We start from the raw sequence: 17,396 nt of genomic DNA, 5'->3' as shown, positions 1-17,396 counted from the left end.
GTTGGCATCAGCGCACGCTAATGCGCCAGGCGCGGTGGATCTTGCTGTTGCGAGCGAAGTCCTGATCCAGCGTCTGGGCGCTGATTTCCTCGACCTGATAACGCGCCGCCAGCCCTTCATCCAGCTCGAACTTGCGGAAGTTGTTGGAGAAGTACAGCACCCCGCCCTTGGCCAGGCGAGCCATGGCCAAGTCGATCAGCTCGATATGGTCGCGCTGCACGTCGAACACGCCTTCCATGCGCTTGGAGTTGGAGAAGGTTGGCGGATCGATGAAGACCAGGTCGTACTCACCGCGATCCTCGCGCAGCCATTCCATCACGTCGCTCTGCACCAGTCGCTGCTTGTCGGAGAAACCGTTGAGCGACAGGTTGCGCCGCGCCCAGTCGAGATAGGTCTTCGACAGGTCGACGCTGGTGGTGCTGCGCGCATCGCCCTTGGCGGCATGCACGGTAGCGGTGGCGGTGTAGCAGAACAGGTTGAGGAAGCGCTTGCCCTGTGCCTCGCGCTGGATGCGCAGGCGCATCGGGCGGTGGTCGAGGAACAGGCCGGTATCGAGGTAATCGGTCAGGTTGACCAGCAGCTTGACGCCGCCCTCTTCCACTTCCATGAAGCGACCTTCGGCGCTCTGCCGCTCGTACTGCTTCTTGCCGGCCTGGCGCTCGCGACGCTTGATCACGATGCGCTCGGTGGGAATGCCCAGGGACTGCGGCAGCGCGGCCAGCGCATCGAGCAGACGGGCCTGGGCCTTGGCCGGATCGATGGACTTTGGCGCGGCGTACTCCTGCACATGCGCCCAGTCGCGGTACAGGTCGACGGCCAGGGCGTACTCGGGCATGTCCGCGTCATACACGCGGTAGCACTCGATCTTTTCCTTGCGCGCCCACTTACCCAGCGTCTTGAGGTTCTTCTGCAGGCGGTTGGCGAACATCTGCCCGCCTTCGCTCAGGCGCGCCTGCTCGATCACCGCGACCCCCTGGGTCGGCGCCGATTCACTGCGCTCGCCGCGATCACCGGTCACGAACTGGCGCGGCTCCACATCGAGCATGATCAGCTTGCACGGCAAGGCGCCGTTGAAGAAGGCGTACTGCTTGTGGCTGCGAATGCCCATGCGCTTGCCCAACTCCGGCGCACCGGTGAACACCCCGGCACTCCAGCCCAGGCAGCTCTGGCGCAAACGCTCGCCCAGGTGCTGGTAGAGGTACAGCAGACTGGCTTCGTCCCCAAGTCGCTCACCGTAGGGCGGGTTGCAGATGATCAGGCCCTTCTGGCCCTTGTCAGGACGGGGCTCGAAAGTCGCCAGTTCACCCTGGTAGATCTTCACCCATTCGGCCAGGCCGGAGCGTTCGATGTTGTTGCGCGCGGGCTGGATCAGGCGCGGATCGGCCTCGTAGCCGCGAATCCACAGCGGAGTCTTCGAAAGGCCGACGTCAGCCCGGCGCTGGGCTTCCTCGACCAGCTTCTTCCAGATCGCCGGGACGTGGCCCAGCCAGTTGCTGAAGCCCCAGCGCTCGCGCTTGAGGTTCGGTGCGATGTCGGCGGCGATCAGGCCAGCCTCGATCAGGAAGGTGCCGACACCGCACATCGGGTCGGACAGCGCGCCGCCTTCGGCGGCGATCTTCGGCCAACCAGCACGGATCAGAACGGCGGCGGCGAGGTTTTCCTTCAGCGGCGCGGCGCCCTGCTGCAGGCGGTAGCCTCGCTGGTGCAGGCTATGGCCGGAGAGGTCCAGCGAGAGCACGGCCTGGCCACGATCCAGATGCAGGTGCACGCGGATGTCCGGATTGACCTTGTCCACCGTCGGCCGCTTGCCGAACTCGGCACGCAGGTTATCGACGATGGCGTCTTTCACCTTCAGCGCGCCGAAGTGGGTATTGTCGATGCCCGAGCCCTTACCGCTGAACTCCACGGCGAGGCTGCCGCCGGCGTCCAGGTGATCGCTCCATTGAACGGCATTGACGCCCATGTACAGGTCTTCGGCATTGCTCACCGGGAAACGCGAAAGTACCAGCAACACCCGGTTCGCCAGGCGCGACCACAGGCACAGGCGATAGGCCGTCTCCAGGTCGCCCTGCCCGCGTACCGCCGACACCTGGGCGCGTGCCTCCTCAAGGCCCAGCGCCTGGGCCTCGTCCAGCAACAGGCCATCGAGCCCCTTGGGGCAGGTCAGGAAAAGTTCGTAGTGTTCCGCCATGTCAATCTTCCCGGGCCGCAGCCCTCTCTTTTTAATGAAGCTCCTCCAGGGAGCCTCGTCGGCCATCCGCGCAGTTGTTTTTCCGCGAACAGCAATCGGTGTTCATTTTCGGGGACGGACCTTCAATACGTCTGCGACCTCGAGTCGCACATTACCGGCCCGCTCGTCGGAATGAGAGAAAGTCGCAATTAGACACACTTTCCCCTTGACCCGATACAACCCCGCGCCCCTGGTGGGTTACGCGATGATGGCACTTTCCAACCAGGCAAATTCTTATGGCTTGATTCCATAAGAGTTAAGTCTTTATGACAAATTGGTTGTTCACAGCCCCATAGGCATTGGTTAGAACTCAGCTTAATCCGTTATCGCAATGATGACGGGCGGGGCGCGTCACGCCGGCAATGCGCCCCATTGGCGGAAATTTCCGCCCGGCCTCCCTGGGGGGCCAACGGGACATAACAGTCAACAAGTGAGGGCAACACCCTATGAGAAGACTTAAGCGTGATCCGTTGGAAAGAGCCTTTTTGCGCGGTTATCAGCACGGCATTACTGGAAAATCTCGCGACCTCTGTCCGTTTACTCATCCCACTGCCCGGCAATCCTGGCTCAATGGCTGGCGTGAGGGCCGTGGCGACAACTGGGATGGTTTGACCGGCACCGCCGGTATTCAACGTCTGAACCAGATGCAGCACGCGAGCGGCTGAATCTACGAATCACACCGACTTCCCCAAGCCGCCCCATCCGGGCGGAAGGGCGCAAGCCCGAGGGCTCCGATAAGGAGCCCTTTTTATTTCCCCGCTGTTCTCAGCCGCGCTTGGCCGCGGCAATCGCATCTACCGCCTCGCGGATCAGCGCCGGGCCCTTGTAGATGAAGCCCGAATAGATCTGCACCAGGCTGGCGCCAGCGGCGATCTTCTCCGCCGCATGGATGCCTTCGGTGATACCGCCCGCGGCGATGATCGGCAGACGCCCGCCCAGTTCACCGGCCAGCACCTTGACAATGTGGGTGCTCTTCTCACGCACCGGCGCACCGGACAGGCCGCCCGCCTCATTGCCGAACGGCAGGTTCTCGACGCCCTCGCGGCCCAGGGTGGTGTTGGTGGCGATCACCGCATCCATGCCCGACTCGATCAGCGCGGCGGCAACCATGGCGGTTTCCTCGTCGCTCATGTCCGGAGCGATCTTGATCGCCAGCGGCACACGGCGGCCATGCTGGGTGGCCAGGTCTTCCTGGCGCTGGCGCAGGGCTTCGAGCAGCTGCTTGAGCGAATCGCCGAACTGCAGGCTGCGCAGGCCGGGCGTGTTGGGCGAGCTGACGTTGACCGTCACATAGCTGGCGTGGGCGTACACCTTGTCCAGGCAGATCAGGTAGTCGTCCACCGCGCGCTCGACCGGGGTGTCGAAGTTCTTGCCGATGTTGATGCCCAGCACGCCACGGTACTTCGCCGCCTTGACCCGTTCGATCAGGTGGTCAACGCCATGATTGTTGAAGCCCATGCGGTTGATGATGGCGGTGGCCTGCGGCAGGCGGAACAGACGCGGTTTGGGGTTGCCGGGCTGGGGACGCGGGGTGACGGTGCCGATCTCGACGAAACCAAAGCCCAGCTGCGCGAAGCCATCGATGGCGTCGCCGTTCTTGTCCAGGCCGGCTGCCAGCCCCACCGGGTTGGCGAACTCCAGGCCCATCACCGTCACAGGCAGGCTGGCCGGTGCCTTGGTGACCAGACCATTGAGACCGAGACGGCCACCGGCACCGATCAGGTCGATGGACAATTCGTGGGAAGTTTCCGGGGAAAGCTTGAACAGGAGCTCACGGGCCAGGCTGTACATGGTCGGGCATCGGTCGGCAAAATGGGGCGTTATTATAGCCGGCCGCACCTCGCTCAGGCGAGGCGACGCAGCGCCAGTAACCGCCCGGCGTCGTCAAATTCCAACTCGAAGCTGCCCTGCACACCCGAGTGGGTGACGAAAGGGCGCAGATGATGGGCCGGCAGGTTGATCCGGCGACCGTCGCGGCTGAGTACCAGCACGCGATTGGCGTCCCCGCGGTAGACTGCCTGCAGTCTGTCCACCGGCAGGCAGATGTCCAGCACCACGCAAGCCATGGAGGCCTCCCCGAGTGAAGGGAAGAATTTTGCCACAATGCATGCGCCAAACGGCGTCAGGGTTTTCTATGCTTAGGGCAATTCGCCGTGCATCCTCTCCGGCGCTTCCTGCACTGACCGTCCGGCCATCGGGAGTCTTGCGTCGCACATGAGCCAGCCCCCTCGTCACCGCAGCATGACCAGCCGCCTGGCCAACCTTGCCCAGCGCCTGGGGCTTGGCGGCGCCGACTCCCATAACGTCGCGCAGCGCAGCCGCACCCTGTCCCTGCCGTTCAAGGCCCTCGAAGCCTGCGCCAGCGGCATCGGCTGGCAGTCCGGAACACCGTTCCATCGCCTGATCGACCTGCCGCGTGGCGCCTTGTCCGGCCCGGTGCAGGAAGACAAGGCGCGCATTCACGCGGTACTCAAGCGTCTGGTCGGCAGCCGCCGTGACGAACAACCATCCCTCGACCTGCGTGCGCTCGACGGCCTGTGCCAGCGCGCCCTGCAGGACAGCCCCCTGGCGACGCTGGAAGAGCTGGCGCAGAGCGACAACTGCCGCAAGGTTCGGATCATCAGCTACAACGACTTCGCCCGGGTGCTCGGCCAGGCACTGCCAGGCTTCGAGCGCAAGGCCACCCTGCAGTTGCGGCGCTCCAGCTGGCATGGCGACCGGCTGTTCTGGGATGACGAAAATCACGCCTGCGAGATGGCCTGCGCCGTGGTTTATGCCCGGCGGCGCGGACTGGAGATCACCCTGCCGGCGGTCATTCAGTGCTTCGAGCTGCGCGCAGCGGTGCTGGATGAACTGGATCAGGGCTTCCACATGCTGGCGATGCCGGCGCGGGCCTGGAGCGACCCGGCCTTCATGGGCCTGCTGCTGGATACCGGCATGCCCTATGCGCGCTTCGGCCTGTTCAATACGGAAACCCCGGAAAGCCTGTTGCTGCCCAAGGACCATCCGCAGTCCGACGCCTTCGGCCAGGGCCTGCGCGAGGCGGGGGCTCCGGACGTCGTCGACTATCTGCGGCACACCGGCCAGGCGAACTGAAACGCCGCGCTACTCTTCAGCGTCTTCCTCGCTCAGCCGCCGCTCTTCCTCGCAGAGGCTTTCCAGTACCTCACGGTGACGTTCCTGCCACTCATCCAGGCTCAGATTGCTGCTGGCGAGCAACTGCGGATGGCGCTTGACCAGATACACCGCCGCACGCTGGGCGGAATCGGCGACCTTCCAGGTCACTTCGGTGGAGTCGATCGGCCCCTCGTAGGTAATCCAGCGGCTGAAATCCTCGTACTCGCTGCAGACTTTCTGGAAGTCCTCGTCACGCATGCGCTGGTTGCCGTACTCGATGTTCTCCACATCTTTCTCTTTCATACCGACTGTTTCGGCAAATGCGCGGCGCGACAGGCCAGTCAGCGAACGAAGCGCCCGTAGTCTTTCTCCTGCAGTGAACAGGAAACGTTTCTTTACCATGTGTCATCCGTGTCCGAGACCGCAGAGCCCGGCTATAAATTCCTAACAATCAGGATAAATTCCCGCATCAGCAGGGGCTCGAACCCATGGTTTCGAGCGATTTCCGATGGTGCAGGATGCAGCATGAAAGTGGAAGAATCGTTCTCCCCGGACCTCTTCGAGGGCAGGTACTACCTGACACCCGAGCGCTTTGCGCAGTTGATCGGCATGGGCGACCGGCTGGCCGTGGTGCAGCGATGGATCGACCTCGGCGAAGTGCCTTCACGCATCATCGGCGGCCATCTCCTGGTGGACCTGAGCGCGATGCTCAAGCGCACCGATCCACAACGATGAGCCTGCCCCTGCTGCCACGAATCTGCCTGCACGCGGCCGACCTGGCGCGCGGCAGACAGGTGTTGCTCGCGCGGGAGGAGTGCCATGCCTTGCGGGAGCTCCAGCGCATCGGCCTGCTGCACATGCAGGCGCCCGAGTTCGACCGGCAGGCAACGCTCTGCACCTGCCGGCATCCCCGCTTGTTCGCCTTCCACTTCTATTACCGCTGGCTGCCGGCCCACATCGACAACTTTCGTCCCTCAGGCAAGGATTTTGATCACTCCTGAGCGGCTTCCTGCGCAGCCTCCAGCGCCGGCGCCGCGGGAATGCCAATCTCCACGCAAAGCGCCATGACCCGCTCAAGGTCCTGGCGGTAGACCAGCACGCACTGCAGTTCGTCATCCAGCGGCTCACTGAAGTCCACCAGGACATAGCCACCCTTTTCGGGATAGAGCGCGCCCAGCTGGGTCTGGATGCGGTTCAGCGCGGCGAGGGGTTCGGTCTTGCGCAGCTGCTTGGCCTGCAGGACGAAGTTGACGCTCGGATCGAAGGACGCGCGAATCTCTCCGAACAGTTCCTCAAAGCTGTCGCCCTGGAACAGCACGATTTCCGGCAGGCTGCCCACCACCACCCACTCACCCAGGGGAATCGGGAAGCTGTCGTCGTAGTTGATGTCCGGGTTGGCCATGTGGAAGGCCTCCGGATCGGCATAGGCCTGGGCGGCCTCGTCGGCGATCTGCTCGATCTCCGCCTCGCCCAGGCAGCCCGAGCTGATCAGTGTGAGGAGTTCGACGAGTTGCGCTTTCATGGGGAAGTCCTGAGAAGAGATGAACAGCCGCGAAGGATATCCGCAATCATTAGAAAACGCCGCAGGAAGGGAACCTTCTGACAGGTCCATGAGTCGGAAGTCGCCATAACGATACTCACTATCAAACGGGATGATTTCTGCTCGATCCACGTGATTGCTAGCCTGACATCCGTCCCGAACCTCCCTGCGTGCATAAAACCATGAACCGTGCCCTCGCCCTCCTCATCCTCGCCGCGCCCCTCTGGCTGGCAGGCTGCAGCAGCCAGCCGGCGCCGCAGCAGCAGCCCTACAGCGATACCGAAGTGAAATCCTTCGCACTGAAGATCCTGGGCGCCAGCAACATGTCCGACGATCTCTATGCCAAATACCGCCGTGCGCTGACCGAGCCGCACAACGATGGGCGTAGCGGAAGCTGAACAACCAGCATCGGTACCCCTCGACCGCGAGCGCCTGCCTGTTCAGGAGCCCGGACCTGCGCATAAAAAAATCCGATGCCCGTTCAGGCATCGGATTTTGACTTCCTGCGGATAACCTCAAGCCAGGGAAACTCGACCGGCTGGCATCAGCCGCAACTGGCCCCTTCGTACTTCTGACGATATCGGACTATTGGCTGTAGACCGTTTTGCCGCGGAACACCGTCTGCGTGACCTGGGTTTCGGCGATCTTTTCCGGAGTGCCCTGCTGGACCAGATCGAACAGGTTTCGGTCCAGGACGATGAAGTCGGCGGACTTGCCGGGCTCGATCGAACCCATGAGTTTTTCCTGGCGCACGGCGCGAGCACCGTTGATGGTGTAGGCGTCCAGCATCTGCTCCAGTGTGGCACTCTGCTCGGGGTTGTAGGCCGGCTTGCCGGGGATGGCGCGCGTGATGCCGGCCGCGATGTTCATGAACGGCCGCGGATCGCGAGTGTCCACCGGCGCATCGCTACCCGCCACCAGTACAGCGCCGGCCTTGGCGGTATTACCGACTGGGTAAACGGCATTCCAGGTGTAATTCCTGGGGTTGTAGAGCAGGTCGTTGATGTCCTGGCCTTTCTTGCTGGGCTCGAGGAACGGGGTGATCAGTACGTCGTACTCGGGTTGCTCGTTGATCCAGGCATAGGTGTAGGTGAGGTAGGTGCCCAGTTCACCGAGACGTTTCTGGTCGTCCGGGTGGACCATTTGCAGGTGGGCGATGGTATGCGGGATATGGCGATCGCCATTGCGCTGGCGGGCCGCCTCCAGTGCATCGATCGTCACACGGGTGGCGCGGTCGCCGACGCTGTGGACATGGATGCTGAAGCCATCAGCATCCAGTGCGGTGGCGTAATTCTTGAAGTCTTCTTCCTTGTAATTGACGATGCCGTTGTTCTTCGTCTCCTCGCTGTCCTGGGTGACGGTGACCACGCCGGTCTCTTCATCCTGCTTGAGGTGGGGCTTCTGGTAATGGTGCAGCATGCCGGCGTTGGGCGAGAACGGCGGCTTGCTGAAGGGGTCGCCTTCGAGCACGCCGTCGGCAAAGATCTTCACCGCATCCGCCTTGATCAGCGGATTGCCGGCGAACTCGGCGCGCACTTCCCGGGCCTTCTTCAGGTGCCCGGCGATATCCACCTTGCCCTTGTAGTCATCGGAGATGAAACAGGTGGCGGCCGTGACGTGCATGTTAAGCAGGTTCTGCTGCTGCATCTTCACCAGCTGCTCGCGGATGAAGTCGTTGGCGCAGGCATCCTGGATGCTGGTGATGCCACTTTGCGCCATGACTTTCGCGACCTTCGGCAGGATGGCGCCGTAAATGGCCTCGCCACGCGGGTCGCCCACCTCCTGGGCGAACATGTCGAAGCTGCCGACCGGAATCTTCTCCTTGGCCGCGTCGCGGACCACCCCGCTGTCCAGGCTGACGTAGGGCGCGAGCTCGGCGAACACGCCACCCTTGCCCAGAGTCTTGGCGTCGAAGCCAACCGTCTTGCCGCTATCGTCCTGGGCCATGCTCAAGGCTTTCGAGTTGTAGGCGCTGGCATGGCCGTCCACCCCGGAAAGGACGATCGGATGACCGTCAGCCACCGCATCCAGCGCCTGGCGGATGGTTTTGTAGTTATCGGTCGGCTCGTTGTTTTCATAGGGCACCCACTGCTCGATCTTCAGCCAGGCGCCCGGCTCACTGGCGTAGCGCGGCAGGCACTCCTTCACTTTGCTGGCCAGCTGATCGAGGTTGACGCTCTGGCCCGCCAGGTCGCAGACATCCAGGGGGACGACACCCATGACATGGATGTGGTTGTCGTGCAGGCCGGGCAGGACCATCTTGCCGCCCAGGTCGACCACGCGATAACCCTGGCTGATGTAGCCTTCCGCGCCCTCCCGGTTGCCGGCATAGACGAACTTGTCGTTCGACACGGCGATGGCTTCGACCTTCCGGCGCTGGGCGTCCTGGGTATAGATCTGGCCGTTCAGGTACACCGTGTTGTCACCGGCGTCGATGCCCGGGGCCGGCATCTGGCTGCATCCGGCGAGCCCGGAGAGCAGGACGAGGGAGGATAGCGTCAGGTGTTGTTTTGGTTTGAGCCGCATAAAATCTCCGATTAAATTACAGTAATTACTGTACTTTACACTTCTACCAGTGCCGCCTCGAAGCGTCAATTGCCCGGTTTGACTCCGTCGGGCCGGTCAATGTGAAATGCGCGGCAATGAACGATGAGGCTGGGCATTGGATGATTCCGCAAGACTTGAAAATGCGCCGTGAGCCGCGCCAGCAGCGCACCCTGGAAATCGTCAGGAAGATCGAGCAGGCGACGCTGGCGTTACTCAAGGAGGGTGGCATGACCCTGCTGAACACCAATGCCATTGCCGAACGCTCCGGCATCGACATCAGTTCGCTCTACCGCTTTTTCCCGAACAAGGAGGCGATCGTGTATCGCCTGGGGCAACAATGGCTGGATGCCATCCGTAGCCGGGAGAGGGCGATATTCGAGGGCGGGCTGGGCCTGATCGAAACCTGGGATGCGCTGGGTGAAATGATCGACGAGATCGAGCAGGAGTTCTCCGGCTACGGCGCCCTCTGGCAGGCCATGGACGTGATTCCGGAGCTGTGCGACCTGGAGGCGGAGCATGAGGCCTTTCAACTCGACCACATGCGGGTACTGCTGAGAAAGCACGGCTGCCAGTGGCCGGAGAAAGAACTCGTGGAGCTGCTGCGCTACCTGTATCGCACCTGGGATGTGGTCAAGCAGGGCAGTATCGAGCAGGGCGAAGCGCGCGGGCTGATGTGGCGTGCGCATCAGAAATGGCAGTACCGGCTGCTGCTGTTGGCGGTCAGCACCCCGGGGGCGGCCGAGTTCGAGCGCGAACTGCAGGTGTGAGCACTCCCTCCTGACTCGGCGACTCGCGCCCGCAGAAACGGTACCGAGCATTGCGGTAAGCCCATAAAAAAAGCCCCGCACTAGGCGGGGCTGGAGCATTGAAACGTCAACGGGTGGTGCGCATCAGGGGATGCACACGCCCTGATGGTTGCTTTGCGCGAGGTCGAGCAGCTCCCGGTTGGCGACGGCGTACATCGCATAGTCGGTGCTGTTGGATGCACGCAGCTCGGCGAGCATGGTGCGCCAGCGCTCGACCATGGGCGCGTGCTGCGCCAGCCAGAGAAGCACACGGGCGTCGATCTCCGCCGGGCCGTCCTGCATCTGCAGAACCGACACGGTGATCGCCCGCTGCTGCCAGTCCAGATCGTCACGGAAGGCCTCGCGAGCCAGCGCCTGCCAGTTGTTCTCCACCGGCAGGGAGCTGATCTGCTGCAGGTACCAGGTGAGTTCCAGCTCACTGCCCAGGGAGAAGTAGGCGCGCGCCACGTCGGCCGGGTCGCGGCCGGTGACGTCCGCCGCCTCGATGATCGGCAGCAGGGTGTAGAGGTGGCTGGTACCGGCGACCATGCGCGCCAGCAGCTCCGGCACGCCGGCATCGACGTAACCCTGGTAGCGCGCCTGCCACAGCTCGCGGGTCGGGCCTTCGAGCAGTTCGTTGAGCTTGAGGCCGAGGGCGGCGATGCGCGGACCGAAGTGCGCCACGTCGCGGGCGGCATCCTGCTCGTTGCGGCGGCTGCGCAGGAACCAGCGGGTCGCGCGGCGCCCCAGGCGCATCAACTCGTCCATCAGGGTCAGCTGTACTTCCGCCGACACCTGGTAATCCAGTTGCTCGATCTGTCGGAACCAGTGCGGCAGGTGGAAGACATCGCGCACGATCACGTAGGCGCCCGCCACATTCGCCGGCGTCATGCCGGTGGACTCCTTCAGACGCTGCACGAAGGTGATGCCCATGTGGTTGATCAGGTCGTTGGCGATCTGCGTGCTGACGATCTCGCGCTTCAGGCGGTGCTTGCGCATGGCCGGGGCGAAGGTTTCGACCAGGGTCTGCGGGAAGGCCGTCTCCATGTCGCGGGTCAGGTAGTCGTCGTCCGGCACCAGTGAGCCCAGCAGTTGCTCCTTCAGATCGATCTTGCTGTAGGAGATCAGCACGGACAGTTCCGCACGGGTCAGCCCCTGTCCGGCAGCGATGCGCTCGGCCAGGGCGTCGTCGGTGGGCAGGAATTCCAGCGCCCGGTCCAGCTTGCCGCGGCCTTCCAGGTCGCTCATCAGACGCTTGTACTCGGCGATGCGCTCGCGGGCACGGCGCTCGGCCAGGGACAGCGCCTGGGTCTGCTTGTAGTTGTTGCCCAGCACCAGGCCGGAGACCTGCTCGGTCATTTCCGCCAGCAGCTTGTTGCGCTGCTTGCTGGTCATGTCGCCGGCGGCCACCACCTCGTTGAGCAGGATCTTGATGTTCACCTCGTGGTCGGAGCAGTCCACACCACCGGCGTTGTCGATGAAGTCGGTGTTGCAGGCGCCGCCGTTGAGGCCGAATTCGACCCGCGCCAGCTGCGTCATGCCGAGGTTGCCACCCTCGCCCACCACCTTCACCCGCAGGTCGCGGCCGTCCACGCGCAGGCCGTCGTTGGCCTTGTCGCCGACGTCGGCGTGGGACTCCTTGCTGGATTTCACGTAGGTGCCGATGCCGCCGTTCCACAGCAGGTCCACCGGCGCCTTGAGCAGCGCGTGGATCAGCTCGGTGGGCGTCAGGCGCTCGGCGTCGATGTCGAAGCGCGCGCGCACTTCCGGCGTCAGGGTGATGCTCTTGGCGCTGCGCAGGAAGATGCCGCCGCCGGCGGAGATCAGCGAGGCGTCGTAGTCGGCCCAACTGGAGCGCGGCAGGTTGAACATGCGCTGGCGCTCGGCGAAGCTCGCCGCCGGGTCCGGATTCGGGTCGAGGAAGATGTGCATATGGTTGAAGGCCGCAACCATCTGCAGCTTGTCCGACATCAGCAGGCCGTTGCCGAATACGTCGCCGGCCATGTCGCCGATGCCGATGACGGTGACGCTGTCCTTCTGCACGTCGATGCCGCGCTCGCGGAAGTGACGCTGTACCGACACCCAGCCGCCGCGGGCGGTGATGCCCATGCCCTTGTGGTCGTAGCCGGCGGAGCCGCCGGAGGCGAAGGCGTCGCCCAGCCAGAAGTCGTACTCGGCGGAGATGCCGTTGGCGATGTCGGAGAAGGTTGCGGTGCCCTTGTCGGCCGCCACCACCAGGTAGGGATCGTCCGGGTCGTGGCGCACCACGTTGGCTGGCGGTACGACCTTGCCTTCCTTGAGGTTGTCGGTGACGTCCAGCAGACCGGAAATGAAGATGCGGTAGCAGGCGATGGCCTCGGCCTGGATTTCATCGCGGCTGCCACCCACCGGCAGGCGGCGCGGGATGAAGCCGCCCTTGGCGCCCGTGGGCACGATGACTGCGTTCTTCACCTGCTGCGCCTTCACCAGGCCCAGCACTTCGGTGCGGAAGTCTTCCTCGCGGTCGGACCAGCGCAGGCCACCACGGGCCACGTCGCCAAAGCGCAGGTGCACACCTTCCACGCGCGGGCAGTAGACGAAGATTTCGAACTTCGGCGTCGGGCGCGGAATCTCTGGAATGGCCTTGGGGTTGAACTTGAAGCTGAAGTAGCTCTTGTTCTGCCCGGCCGCGTCCGGCTGGTAGAAGTTAGTGCGCAGGGTCGCCTTGATCAGGTCGAGGTAGCGCCGCAGGATGCGGTCTTCGTTGAGCACCTGGACGTCGTCCAGTGCCGTGAGGATCGCCTGCTCCAGCTTCTGCTGCTTGTCGTCCAGGTCCTCGGCGGTGAGCTTGCGCGCCAGGTAGAAGCGGGTCTTGAACAGGCGCACCAGTTCGCGGGCGATGTCCACGTGGGCGTTCAGCGCGCTGGCGATGTAGCCCAGGTCGAAGCCCAGGCGGATCTGCTTGAGGTAGCGGGCGTAGGCGCGCAGCAGCGCCACGTCGCGCCACGGCAGGCCGGCGGTCAGCACCAGGCGGTTGAAGGCGTCGTTCTCGGCGTCGCCGCTGACGATGTGGACGAAGGCGTCCTGCAGGGTTTCATTGAGTTCCTGGATGTTGACGTCCAGGCCTTCGGCATAGGTGAAGGCGAAGTCATGGATCCAGTACTCGCGGCCATTGGTGTGGCGCAGGCGATAGGGGAACTCGCCGAGCACGCGCAGGCCAAGGTTTTCCAGGATCGGCAGGACGTCGGACAGGGCCAGCGGCGAATCGGCGTGGTACAGCTTGCAGTGCAGCTGCTGCTCGCCCTGGGCCAGCGGCTGGTAGAAGCTCATCACCAGCGGACGGCTGTCGGAGAGGCTCGACAGGTGCTGCAGGTCCACCACCGCGAAGTGCGGGGCGAAGCGTTCGCGGTAGCCGGCCGGGAAGCCTTTCGGGAAGTCTTCCAGCAGGTTGTTGCCCTGGCCTTCGCCAAAGTTCTCCAGCACCAGCGCGGCGTAGTCGTCCTGCCAGGAACGGCAGGCCTGGATGGCTTCCTGCTCAAGCTGGGCGGCGTCGACGTCTATGCGGTTCTTCGGATCGACGCGCAGGATGAACTGCACGCGCGCCAGGGTGGACTCGGAGAAGAAGGTCCAGAACTCGCAGTCGCTGGCCTTCAGGCGATCACGCAGGACCTGCTCGATCTTGATGCGCGTCTCGGTGGAATAGATGTCGCGCGGCACGTACGCCAGGCAGTAGGCGAAGCGGCCATAGGGGTCCTTGCGCAGGAACAGGCGGATCTTGTTGCGTTCCTGGATCTGCACGATGGACATGGCGGTGGCGAACAGCTCGTCCACCGAGGTCTGGAACAGGTCGTCGCGCGGCAGCACTTCCAGCACCTGGGCCAGTTCCTTGCCCAGGTGGGCATTGGCATCGAAGCCGGAGCGGCGCTCGACCTCGATCACCTTGCCGCGGATCGACGGGATCTGGGTCACGCTGTCGTTGTAGACCGAGGAGGTGAACAGGCCCATGAAGCGGAACTCGCGCAGCACCTTGCCCTTGGCATCGATCTCGCGGAGCGATACGTAATCCGGGTAGGCCGGGCGATGCACGCGGCTGGGGTGCGAGGCCTTGGCGAAGGACAGCAGCAGCGGCTCACGCAGGTAGGCCACCGCATAGTCTTCGATGTGCAGCTCCTGCTGGCTGAGACCGGTGCGCAGCAGCTTGGTCACGCCGAGGAAGGACTTCTCGTCGTAGATCATGCGACCGCCGTCGGTTTCGTCGACAACGGTGAACTCCTCGTAACCGAGGAAGGTGAAGTGGTTGTCCAGCAGCCACTCGAGGAAGGCGCGCACCTCGGCGGTCTCCTCCGCGCGCGCCTTGGACTTGGACTTGCCCAGCCAGGCCAGCAGGTCTTCGGCCTTGGCGCGCATGTCCGGGAAGTCGGCCACCGCCAGGCGAACCTCGCCGAGCACTTCGAGCAGGGATTTCTCCAGGGTCCGCAGCTCACCGATGTGGGAGCAGCGGTCGATCTCCAGGTACATCAGCGATTCCTGATGCACATCCTTGCCATGGGTGCCCTTGGGCAGGATCTCCACCAGCTCGCCCTTGCCATTGCGACGCACGCTCAACACGTTGGTCTGCAGGGTGTGGATGCTGTAGCCACGGCGGTTCAGTTCCATGCGCACCGAATCGACCAGGAACGGCTGGTCCGGATGCAGCACCTGCACGGCGGTGTGGGTGGACTGCCAACCGTGCTTCTCGTAATCGGGGTTGTACACCTGCACCTCGGGCTGGGCCGGGTCGAACCGCTCCAGCATGCGCCAGGACGACAGGGTGCAACCGACCAGGTCGGACAGCCTGCGCTGGGTCAATTCGTCGAGGGCGATGAAACCGAAGAACTGTTCGGCGAACAGGGCCACTTGTGGCATGCCCTTGTCGTCGACGTGCTGCGCCAGGGCCGTCTGCAGTTGTTGCTGGAAGTCGGCTTTGCTGGCTGCGGTGAAGAACGCCATGGTGTTACTCCGCTGGGCTCGAATTATTGGATTGAGCGTAGTTCGCTTGTGCGTCTTGGGGGATCACAGATGTAATCGGGCAGTGTGACCCTCGATTGACCATCCCGACCGGGCGGTCATCGGTTCGCCGAGCTTATCGGGAGTCGGCTACCGTCCGCTTACGGGGCTGCGACATATTCGTTCAACGGCTTGCTCCGAATGGACGCCAGCTCGCCCGTTCGGCAATAACCGAAACATTTGTACGACCGAACCGGAACAGACGCGGGAAATATCAAAGCGCTATCATGGCGCTCCCACGCCTGGAACGGATGCCATGCAACGCCGCCCGCCCCTGCACCGCCCCCTGTTGCGCCACCTGGACAACCTGCTGGTCACCTTGCTCGGCGTTGCACTGGTCGCCCTGGCCTGGCTGTTCCTGCCGCTGGCGATCCACCCGCTGCTGCTGGGCGCCTTGCCGGTCTACCTGGGCGTGCTGCTGCCGCGCTGCATCGGTCGCCGTGAGCGCCTGCGCCGGGTCGCCGCGGCCCGCCAACGCTCGATCGAGCAATGGGGCTTCTGCAGCCGCGACCGCAGCGGGCCATGGATCAACTACATCGACTTCCCCCTGGTGCGCGAGGACGCGACCTTCAAGGGCCGCTTCTTCTATAGCGAGTGGCTGGTGGTGCACGACGGCCGCATCATCATCAACCCCGGCCCGGCCACCGTGGACCGGGGTGCCGGCACCGTGAGCTACGACCTCTCCTGCCAGCGCACCTACGCCTGGGATGGCTGCTCGCCCAAGGTGCCCTTCTACTGGTTCGCCACCTTCGGCACGCCCGACTGGTGGGATCACCTGGAGCCCGTGCAGTACCTGTGCCACGGCCAGCAGAAGCAGCGCCTGATGTTCTGGCCGCTGGCCCACCACGCAAGCCTGGTGCACGACGCGCTGTACCAGTTTCTCAACGTCGCCCCGGTGACCAAGACCGAGGCGGATGAGCTGTTCCACCGCATGCTGCTGGAGGCCGGCATGCCGCGTCTGGTCGCCTGGGTCTACCGTTTCGCCGTGATCCATGGCGGCGCCCGCGACATGCGCCAGGTGCGCAATCCCAACGGCGCGCTGCGCTGCCTGACGCCACTGCCCGGCGACTCAAGGTCGCAGGCGCAGGCCGTCCTGCCAGAGGTGAGAACCTCGGCGCTCCCCGAGCAACTGCCGATGCAGTAAAGTATGGGCCCCGACACAGCCCCACCCTCGTCCAGGAACCCCACGCGATGGAACATCGTGAGTCGCTGCTTGCGCTGCGCCAGTACCTCTCCAGCCAGATCCTCGGCCAGGAAAAGCTCATCGAGCGCCTGCTCATTGCCCTGATCGCCGACGGCCACCTGCTGGTGGAAGGTGCGCCGGGCCTGGCCAAGACCAAGGCGATCAAGGATCTGGCCGAAGGCCTGGAAGCCGAGTTCCACCGCATCCAGTTCACCCCCGACCTGCTCCCGGCGGACATCACCGGCACCGAGATCTATCGCCCGGAGAACGGCACCTTCGTGTTCCAGCAGGGGCCGATCTTCCACCACCTGGTGCTGGCCGACGAAATCAACCGCGCCCCGGCCAAGGTGCAATCGGCGCTGCTCGAAGCCATGGCCGAGCGCCAGGTCAGCGTGGGCCGCACCACCTACGACCTGCCGCCGCTGTTCCTGGTGATGGCGACGCAGAACCCCATCGAGCAGGAGGGCACCTACCCGCTGCCCGAAGCCCAGCTCGACCGTTTCCTGATGCACGTGAAGATCGGCTACCCCGAGGCCTCCGTGGAGCGCCGCATCCTCCAGCAGGCCCGCGGTGAGGCGCTGCACGGCGAGACCCGGCCCGAGCGCCGGGTGACCCAGGAATCCATCTTCGCCGCCCGCCAGGAAATCCTCGGCCTGTACATGGCCGACGCGGTGGAGGAGTACCTGGTGCAACTGATCATGGCCACCCGCAACCCGGCCAAGTACGACACCGAGCTGGCCGAGTGGCTGTCCTACGGGGCGAGTCCGCGCGGCTCCATCGCCCTCGACCGTTGCGCGCGCGCCCATGCCTGGCTGGCTGGCCGCGACTTCGTCAGCCCCGAAGACATCCAGGCGATGCTGTTCGACGTGCTGCGCCACCGCCTGATCCTGTCCTTCGAGGCGGAAGCCGCCGGGATCGACCAGGACCGCGTGGTCCAGCGCATCCTCGACGTGGTCGCCGTCGCCTGAC

Annotated in this window: 15 protein-coding genes; 8 read left to right on the top strand and 7 right to left on the bottom strand. The window is 64.1% G+C overall.

The annotated features are described in order from the left end of the window. Positions 1-7: 7 nt before the first annotated feature. Entirely contained in the window at positions 8-2,191 is a 2,184-nt protein-coding gene (gene rlmKL / locus ACNFBT_RS03925) for a bifunctional 23S rRNA (guanine(2069)-N(7))-methyltransferase RlmK/23S rRNA (guanine(2445)-N(2))-methyltransferase RlmL (protein WP_416746610.1), read from the bottom strand. Between the two features lie 485 nt (positions 2,192-2,676). On the opposite strand from rlmKL, the gene rmf reads away from it, so the two are divergent. After that, positions 2,677-2,895: a ribosome modulation factor gene (rmf, locus tag ACNFBT_RS03920; RefSeq protein WP_416746608.1), complete on the top strand. Its 219-nt coding sequence runs from the start codon at positions 2,677-2,679 to the stop codon at positions 2,893-2,895. 100 nt (positions 2,896-2,995) lie between these two features. Here rmf and ACNFBT_RS03915 read toward each other — a convergent pair whose 3' ends face one another. Both ACNFBT_RS03915 and ACNFBT_RS03910 read right to left on the bottom strand, forming a co-directional pair. Further along, positions 2,996-4,021 carry a quinone-dependent dihydroorotate dehydrogenase gene (locus ACNFBT_RS03915; protein ID WP_416746606.1) on the bottom strand — a complete coding sequence of 342 codons (1,026 nt, stop codon included), beginning with the start codon at positions 4,019-4,021 and terminating at the stop codon, positions 2,996-2,998. A gap of 53 nt (positions 4,022-4,074) precedes the next feature. Continuing rightward, complete coding sequence (locus ACNFBT_RS03910) at positions 4,075-4,296, bottom strand: DUF2835 domain-containing protein (protein WP_416746604.1); 222 nt, start codon at positions 4,294-4,296, stop codon at positions 4,075-4,077. A 148-nt stretch (positions 4,297-4,444) separates the two neighbouring features. On the opposite strand from ACNFBT_RS03910, the gene ACNFBT_RS03905 reads away from it, so the two are divergent. After that, on the top strand, positions 4,445-5,326 hold the full coding sequence (locus ACNFBT_RS03905) for a DUF6685 family protein (protein ID WP_416746602.1): 882 nt from the start codon (positions 4,445-4,447) through the stop codon (positions 5,324-5,326). A 9-nt stretch (positions 5,327-5,335) separates the two neighbouring features. Here ACNFBT_RS03905 and ACNFBT_RS03900 read toward each other — a convergent pair whose 3' ends face one another. Then, positions 5,336-5,749 (bottom strand): helix-turn-helix domain-containing protein, encoded by a 414-nt coding sequence (locus tag ACNFBT_RS03900; RefSeq protein WP_416746601.1) that lies wholly within the window; start codon positions 5,747-5,749, stop codon positions 5,336-5,338. 123 nt (positions 5,750-5,872) lie between these two features. Here ACNFBT_RS03900 and ACNFBT_RS03895 point away from each other — a divergent pair, with 123 nt between their 5' ends. Together ACNFBT_RS03895 and ACNFBT_RS03890 are read left to right on the top strand one after the other, a co-directional pair. Further along, complete coding sequence (locus tag ACNFBT_RS03895) at positions 5,873-6,082, top strand: DNA-binding protein (protein ID WP_416746599.1); 210 nt, start codon at positions 5,873-5,875, stop codon at positions 6,080-6,082. Further along, a complete protein-coding gene (locus ACNFBT_RS03890; RefSeq protein ID WP_416746597.1) occupies positions 6,079-6,348 on the top strand; it encodes a hypothetical protein in 270 nt (89 codons plus the stop codon). Before ACNFBT_RS03895 ends, ACNFBT_RS03890 begins: the two co-directional genes overlap by 4 nt. Here the strand turns inward: ACNFBT_RS03890 and ACNFBT_RS03885 are convergent. Further along, on the bottom strand, positions 6,339-6,869 hold the full coding sequence (locus ACNFBT_RS03885) for a hypothetical protein (RefSeq protein WP_416746596.1): 531 nt from the start codon (positions 6,867-6,869) through the stop codon (positions 6,339-6,341). The genes ACNFBT_RS03890 and ACNFBT_RS03885 overlap by 10 nt on opposite strands. 200 nt (positions 6,870-7,069) lie before the next feature. Here ACNFBT_RS03885 and ACNFBT_RS03880 point away from each other — a divergent pair, with 200 nt between their 5' ends. Then, positions 7,070-7,285 carry a hypothetical protein gene (locus tag ACNFBT_RS03880; RefSeq protein ID WP_416746594.1) on the top strand — a complete coding sequence of 72 codons (216 nt, stop codon included), beginning with the start codon at positions 7,070-7,072 and terminating at the stop codon, positions 7,283-7,285. Positions 7,286-7,472: 187 nt separating this feature from the next. Here the strand turns inward: ACNFBT_RS03880 and ACNFBT_RS03875 are convergent, their stop codons facing one another. Next, entirely contained in the window at positions 7,473-9,413 is a 1,941-nt protein-coding gene (locus ACNFBT_RS03875) for an amidohydrolase (protein WP_416746592.1), read from the bottom strand. A 161-nt stretch (positions 9,414-9,574) separates the two neighbouring features. Here ACNFBT_RS03875 and ACNFBT_RS03870 point away from each other — a divergent pair, with 161 nt between their 5' ends. Further along, a complete protein-coding gene (locus ACNFBT_RS03870; RefSeq protein ID WP_416746590.1) occupies positions 9,575-10,201 on the top strand; it encodes a TetR/AcrR family transcriptional regulator in 627 nt (208 codons plus the stop codon). A 123-nt stretch (positions 10,202-10,324) separates the two neighbouring features. On the opposite strand, the gene ACNFBT_RS03865 is transcribed toward ACNFBT_RS03870, so the two are convergent. After that, the gene (locus tag ACNFBT_RS03865) at positions 10,325-15,187 is read right to left on the bottom strand and encodes an NAD-glutamate dehydrogenase (protein ID WP_416746588.1); all 4,863 of its coding nucleotides are present in this window, start codon (positions 15,185-15,187) and stop codon (positions 10,325-10,327) included. Between the two features lie 313 nt (positions 15,188-15,500). Here ACNFBT_RS03865 and ACNFBT_RS03860 point away from each other — a divergent pair, with 313 nt between their 5' ends. Then, entirely contained in the window at positions 15,501-16,388 is an 888-nt protein-coding gene (locus ACNFBT_RS03860) for a DUF1353 domain-containing protein (protein WP_416746586.1), read from the top strand. A 47-nt stretch (positions 16,389-16,435) separates the two neighbouring features. Continuing rightward, the gene (locus ACNFBT_RS03855; RefSeq protein WP_416746584.1) at positions 16,436-17,395 is read left to right on the top strand and encodes an AAA family ATPase; all 960 of its coding nucleotides are present in this window, start codon (positions 16,436-16,438) and stop codon (positions 17,393-17,395) included. Position 17,396 lies beyond the last annotated feature (1 nt).

This window comes from Pseudomonas sp. NY15181 (genome assembly GCF_048068055.1).
Classification (GTDB): domain Bacteria; phylum Pseudomonadota; class Gammaproteobacteria; order Pseudomonadales; family Pseudomonadaceae; genus Pseudomonas.
This window is presented reverse-complemented; position numbering and strand designations above follow the sequence as displayed.

Excerpts from the sequence above, each read along its gene's own strand:
- rlmKL (WP_416746610.1), bottom strand. The coding sequence starts at position 2,191 with ATGGCGGAACACTACGAACTTTTCCTGACCTGCCCCAAGGGGCTCGAT.
- rmf (WP_416746608.1), top strand. The coding sequence starts at position 2,677 with ATGAGAAGACTTAAGCGTGATCCGTTGGAAAGAGCCTTTTTGCGCGGT.
- ACNFBT_RS03915 (WP_416746606.1), bottom strand. The coding sequence starts at position 4,021 with ATGTACAGCCTGGCCCGTGAGCTCCTGTTCAAGCTTTCCCCGGAAACT.
- ACNFBT_RS03910 (WP_416746604.1), bottom strand. The coding sequence starts at position 4,296 with ATGGCTTGCGTGGTGCTGGACATCTGCCTGCCGGTGGACAGACTGCAG.
- ACNFBT_RS03905 (WP_416746602.1), top strand. The coding sequence starts at position 4,445 with ATGAGCCAGCCCCCTCGTCACCGCAGCATGACCAGCCGCCTGGCCAAC.
- ACNFBT_RS03900 (WP_416746601.1), bottom strand. The coding sequence starts at position 5,749 with ATGGTAAAGAAACGTTTCCTGTTCACTGCAGGAGAAAGACTACGGGCG.
- ACNFBT_RS03895 (WP_416746599.1), top strand. The coding sequence starts at position 5,873 with ATGAAAGTGGAAGAATCGTTCTCCCCGGACCTCTTCGAGGGCAGGTAC.
- ACNFBT_RS03890 (WP_416746597.1), top strand. The coding sequence starts at position 6,079 with ATGAGCCTGCCCCTGCTGCCACGAATCTGCCTGCACGCGGCCGACCTG.
- ACNFBT_RS03885 (WP_416746596.1), bottom strand. The coding sequence starts at position 6,869 with ATGAAAGCGCAACTCGTCGAACTCCTCACACTGATCAGCTCGGGCTGC.
- ACNFBT_RS03880 (WP_416746594.1), top strand. The coding sequence starts at position 7,070 with ATGAACCGTGCCCTCGCCCTCCTCATCCTCGCCGCGCCCCTCTGGCTG.
- ACNFBT_RS03875 (WP_416746592.1), bottom strand. The coding sequence starts at position 9,413 with ATGCGGCTCAAACCAAAACAACACCTGACGCTATCCTCCCTCGTCCTG.
- ACNFBT_RS03870 (WP_416746590.1), top strand. The coding sequence starts at position 9,575 with ATGCGCCGTGAGCCGCGCCAGCAGCGCACCCTGGAAATCGTCAGGAAG.
- ACNFBT_RS03865 (WP_416746588.1), bottom strand. The coding sequence starts at position 15,187 with ATGGCGTTCTTCACCGCAGCCAGCAAAGCCGACTTCCAGCAACAACTG.
- ACNFBT_RS03860 (WP_416746586.1), top strand. The coding sequence starts at position 15,501 with ATGCAACGCCGCCCGCCCCTGCACCGCCCCCTGTTGCGCCACCTGGAC.
- ACNFBT_RS03855 (WP_416746584.1), top strand. The coding sequence starts at position 16,436 with ATGGAACATCGTGAGTCGCTGCTTGCGCTGCGCCAGTACCTCTCCAGC.